The 2,186-nt window shown below is 71.3% G+C and carries 3 protein-coding genes; 1 reads left to right on the forward strand and 2 read right to left on the reverse strand.

The window, feature by feature from the left end:
* Positions 1–191: carbohydrate-binding protein (locus tag C1I98_RS38130; RefSeq protein ID WP_368773560.1), on the forward strand; the 191-nt coding region annotated here is incomplete at its 5' end.
* Between the two features lie 53 nt (positions 192–244).
* Here C1I98_RS38130 and hpaE read toward each other — a convergent pair.
* Together hpaE and C1I98_RS38140 are read right to left on the reverse strand one after the other, a co-directional pair.
* Entirely contained in the window at positions 245–1,714 is a 1,470-nt protein-coding gene (gene hpaE / locus C1I98_RS38135; RefSeq protein ID WP_111172092.1) for a 5-carboxymethyl-2-hydroxymuconate semialdehyde dehydrogenase, read from the reverse strand.
* The coding region (locus C1I98_RS38140) for a dihydrodipicolinate synthase family protein (protein ID WP_199537537.1) at positions 1,711–2,186 on the reverse strand (476 nt) is incomplete at its 5' end. The genes C1I98_RS38140 and hpaE, both read right to left, overlap by 4 nt.

Consider the following 2,186-nt stretch of genomic DNA (forward strand, 5'->3'; position numbering starts at 1 on the left):
ACCCGACGCCGACCCCCACCCCCACCGTGACGCCGACCCAGGGGCCCGCGGGCAACTGGGCCTCCGGCACCTCCTACGGCGCCGGTGACCAGGCGATCTACAACGGCGCCACCTACCGGTGCCTGCAGGCGCACACCGCCCTGACCGGCTGGGAGCCGCCGAACGTGCCGTCGCTCTGGCAGCGCGTCTGATCGACCCCTTCCCCTCCCCGGCGACCGCCGGGGAGGGGAAGCGGCGTGTCCGGTCAGGCCGCGCCGAACCGTGGCACCGGCAGGTCCTCGGTGGCCACGTGCACGATGTGCGACTCGGTGTAGACGTCGATGCTGTGCCGGCCGCCCTCGCGGCCCACGCCGCTGGCCTTCACCCCGCCGAACGGCGTGCGCAGGTCGCGCACGTTCTGGGAGTTGACCCACAGCATGCCCGCCTCGATCGACCGGGCCAGCCGGTGCGCCCGGCGCAGGTCGTTGGTCCACAGGTAGGCGGCCAGGCCGTAGCGGGTGGCGTTGGCCAGCTCGATCGCCTCGGTCTCCGACGTGAACGGCGTGACACTGACCACCGGCCCGAAGATCTCCTCCTGGAAGATCCGCATCCCCGGTGTGACGTCGGCGAACACGGTGGCCGACAGGAAGTTCCCCGAAGGCAGGTGCTCGGGCCGGGAGCCGCCGGCCACCAGCCGCGCCCCCTCGGCCGACCCGATCCGCACGTACTCCATCACCCGCTCGTAGTGCTCGGGATGGATCAGCGCGCCCAGTTCGGTGGCCGGGTCGTCCGGGTCGCCCACCCGCACCCGGGCGGCACGCTCGGCCAGCCGGTTCACGAACTCCTCGTACACCGTGTCCTGCACCAGGACCCGGGAGCTGGCCGTGCAGCGCTCGCCGTTCAGTGAGAAGACCCCGAACACCGCCGCGTCCAGCGCCCGTTCGAGGTCGGCGTCCTCGAAGACCACCAGTGGTGACTTGCCGCCCAGCTCCATCGACAGGGTCTTCAGGTGCGCCGAGGCGTTGCGCATGATGGTCTGGCCGGTGCCGCTCTCCCCGGTGAAGGAGATCACCGGCACGTCGGGGTGCGCGACCAGGGCCGCGCCCGCGTCCTCGCCGATGCCGTGGACGAGGTTGAACACGCCCTCCGGCAGCCCGGCCTCCTCCATGATCTGCGGGAGCAGGCTCGCCGACAGCGGCGACCATTCGGCGGGCTTGAGCACCACCGGGCAGCCGGCCGCCAAGGCGGGGGCGAGCTTCCAGGTCTCCAGCATGAACGGGGTGTTCCAGGGCGTGATCAGCCCGGCCACGCCCACCGGCTTGCGCACCACGTAGTTGAGCTGGGCGTCGCCCACCCGGTAGACGTCCTCGCCCATGGTGGTGATCACGTCGGCGAAGAAGCGGAAGTTGTGCGCGGCCCGCTTGGCCTGGCCCTTGGCCTGGGTGATGGGCAGACCGGTGTCCCGGCACTCCAGGGCGGCGATCTCGTCGTCCCTGACCTCGATGGCGGCGGCGATCCTGCGCAGCACCGCGGCCCGCTGGTCGCCGGTCATCCGCGGCCACGGCCCGTCGGTGAACGCCTTGTGCGCCGCGCTCACGGCGGCGTCCACGTCGGCCGCGCCGCCCGCGGCCACCTCCAGGTGCGGTTCGTTCGTCGTCGGGTCGAGCGCGGTGAACGTCTCGCCCGAGCGGCTCGGCGCGTGCCGGCCGCCGATGTAGTGTTCCAGCCTCTTCACTGGAGTCCCTCACTTAGCTGCAGCAGTTCGTTGATCCGGGCGATGCCGGGCTCGGTCGGTGTGATCAGTGGCGGCCGTACGTGTGGGGAGGCGATGTGGCCGCGCTGGTGCAGGACCCATTTGGCGGGTGCCGGGTTGGTCTCGACGAACAGCAGGTCGACCAGGGGGTGCAAGGCGTAGTGCAGGTCCAGGGCGGTGGTGTGGTCGCCGGTGGTGTAGGCGGTGTACATGCGGGCCACGGTGGCGGGGGCGAGGTTGGCTGCGGCGCTGATGAAGCCGGCGCCGCCGATGGCCAGCAGGGGCAGGCACAGGAGTTCGATGCCGGACCACATCAGGAAGTCGCGGCCGCACAGGTGCAGGACGCGGGAGAAGTGTTCGAAGTCCTTGGTGGTCTCTTTGATGCCGATGATGTTGTCGTGGGCGTGGCGCAGGCGGGCCACTGTTTGGGGGGCGATGTCGACGGCGGTGCGGG

Origin of the sequence: Spongiactinospora gelatinilytica (assembly GCF_003236385.1) — a bacterium.
Lineage (GTDB): Bacteria > Actinomycetota > Actinomycetes > Streptosporangiales > Streptosporangiaceae > Spongiactinospora > Spongiactinospora gelatinilytica.